Source organism: Mycobacterium scrofulaceum, assembly GCF_002086735.1.
Lineage (GTDB): Bacteria > Actinomycetota > Actinomycetes > Mycobacteriales > Mycobacteriaceae > Mycobacterium > Mycobacterium scrofulaceum.
Genome location: NZ_MVIJ01000127.1, coordinates 1 through 2,366 on the forward strand (window position 1 = coordinate 1; position 2,366 = coordinate 2,366).

The following is a 2,366-nucleotide window of genomic DNA, read 5'->3' on the forward strand; positions in this document are numbered from 1 at the left end:
ACGGCGCCGAGCCTATCGGCCCGTCGAGCGCCCCGCGGGGCGGGGGCGGGGGGGGCCCACCCCCGCACCGCCGCCGCCGTGACGGTCGGCCGACCCACGCAACCGAGGAGCCAACCACCGTGAAAGAGAATCTGCCGGGCACCATCTGGCGCCTGGCCGCCTTCATGGTCGTGTGCACCCTGGGCCTGGCGGCGATGCTGGCCATCTTCGCGCAACTGCGATTCGGCAGCGAACTGTCGTACCAGGCGCGGTTCGGCAATGTCTCCGGCCTCGAGGCAGGAAACTTCGTCCGCATCGCGGGCGTCGAGGTCGGCAAGGTCCGCAAGATCTCGATCCAGGACGACGGCACCGCGGTGGTCGACTTCAGCGCCGACGACACCGTGGTGCTGACCGAGGGGAGCAAGGCGGTCATCCGCTACCAGAACCTGATCGGCGGCCGTTACCTGGCGCTGCAGGAAGGGCCCGGCGGCACAAGGCAACTCAGGCCCGGCGACACCATTCCGCTGTCCCGGACGTCGCCGGCGCTGGACCTGGACGCGCTGATCGGCGGCTTCCGCCCGTTGTTCCGCGCGTTGGATCCCGACCAGGTCAACACCCTGTCCAGCGAGCTCATCAAGGCGTTCCAGGGCGAGGGCGCCACGATCGGCTCGGTCTTGGCGCGCACCGCCGCGCTGACGAACACCCTGGCGGATCGGGATCAGCTCATCGGGCAGGTCATCGTCAACCTCAACACCGTCCTGGGCTCCCTCGGGGACCAAAGCGCCCAATTCGCAACGGCCGTCGACTCGTTGTCCCGGCTGCTGGCAACCCTCGCCGACCGCAAGCGAGACATCGGCAACGGGATCGCCTACGCCAACGCGGCCGCCGGCTCTATCGCCGATCTCGTCGCGAAAGGCCGCGCGCCCCTGACGAAGATCCTGGCCGACGGCGACCGGGCGGGCGCCCTCATCCTGGCCGACCGCGACTACTTCGACGACTTCCTCAACACGCTGCCGGACGCCTACCAGATGCTGAACCGGCAGGGCCTGTACGGCGACTTCTTCAGTTTCTATCTCTGCGAAATGCTCTTCAAGCTGAACGGGAAAGGGGGGCAACCGGTCTACGTCAAGGTGATCGGCCAGCCCTCGGGGAGGTGCACGCCGCGATGAAGTACTTCGCCGAACGCAACCCGCTGGCCGTCGGCGCGATCGGCATCGTGGTCGTCGGTGGGGTCGTGGCGGCCTCGCTGACGTACAGCGAACTGCCCTTCTTCAAATCGGGCAGACAATACTCGGCGTACTTCGCCGAAGCGGGCGGGCTGTTAACCGGTGCCGCCGTGCAGGTTTCGGGCTTCAAGGCGGGCGCGGTGGACAGCATCGCGCTGGACGGCCCGCGGGTGCTCGTCACCTTCGAGGTGGACAAGCACATCCGGCTCGGGGAGCGTAGCGAGGCGTCGATCAAGACGAAAAGCCTGCTGGGCGCCAAGATCCTGGAGATCACGACCCGCGGCGACGGCAGGCTGTCCGGGCCGATCCCGCTCGAGCGCACGCACGCGCCCTACCAGCTGCCCGAAGCGCTCGGTGACCTCGGCGCCGCCATCAGCGGGATCGACACCAATCGGCTGTCCGACTCGTTGGCCGTGCTGGCCGACACCTTCTCCGACACCCCGGCCGACCTGAAGATCGCGATCGCCGGCGTCGCGCGGTTCTCGCAGACGTTGAGTGACCGTGACGCGCAATTGCGAAAGTTGTTGACCAACGCCAACAAAGCGACCACCGTGTTGTCCGAGCGCAGCGACCAGATAGCCCGCCTGGTCGCGGACAGCAACGCGCTGCTCGTGCAACTGCAAGGGCAAAGCCGGGCGCTCGACCAGATCTCCGGCAACATCGCGGCGGTGAGCCGGCAGATCAAAGGGTTCATCGCCGACAACCGCCAGACCCTCAAGCCCGCGCTGGACAAGCTGAACGAGGTCTTGGCGATCCTCGACAACCGCAAAGAACGAGTGCGGCAGGCGATCAAGAAGTTCGACGACTACGCGCTGTCGCTGGGCGAGTCGATGTCCACGGGCCCATGGTTCAACTTCTACATCGCCAACCTCATCCCCGGCCAATTCATCCAGCCCTTCGTCGACGCCGCATTCTCCGACCTGGGTCTGGACCCGAACGTGCTGCTGCCCTCCCAGCTCACCGATCCGCAGGTCGGTCAGCCGGGAACACCGGCCCTGCCGGTACCGTTCCCGCGCACCGGTCAGGGCGGCGAGCCGAGGCTGAACCTGCCGGACGCGATCACGGGCAAGCCCGGCGACCCGCGCTACCCCTACCGTGAGCCGCCCCCCGCGCCGCCGCCGGGCGGCCCGCCGCCGGGGCCGCCACCGCTCGCCCCGGGTC

General features: G+C 68.2%; 2 protein-coding genes. Both read left to right on the top strand.

The features are described from left to right. The first annotated feature begins 119 nt into the window (after positions 1-119). Entirely contained in the window at positions 120-1,148 is a 1,029-nt protein-coding gene (locus BST44_RS29025; RefSeq protein ID WP_142274739.1) for an MCE family protein, read from the top strand. Further along, positions 1,145-2,366: MCE family protein (locus tag BST44_RS29030; RefSeq protein WP_083180034.1), on the top strand; the 1,222-nt coding region annotated here is incomplete at its 3' end. The genes BST44_RS29025 and BST44_RS29030, both read left to right, overlap by 4 nt.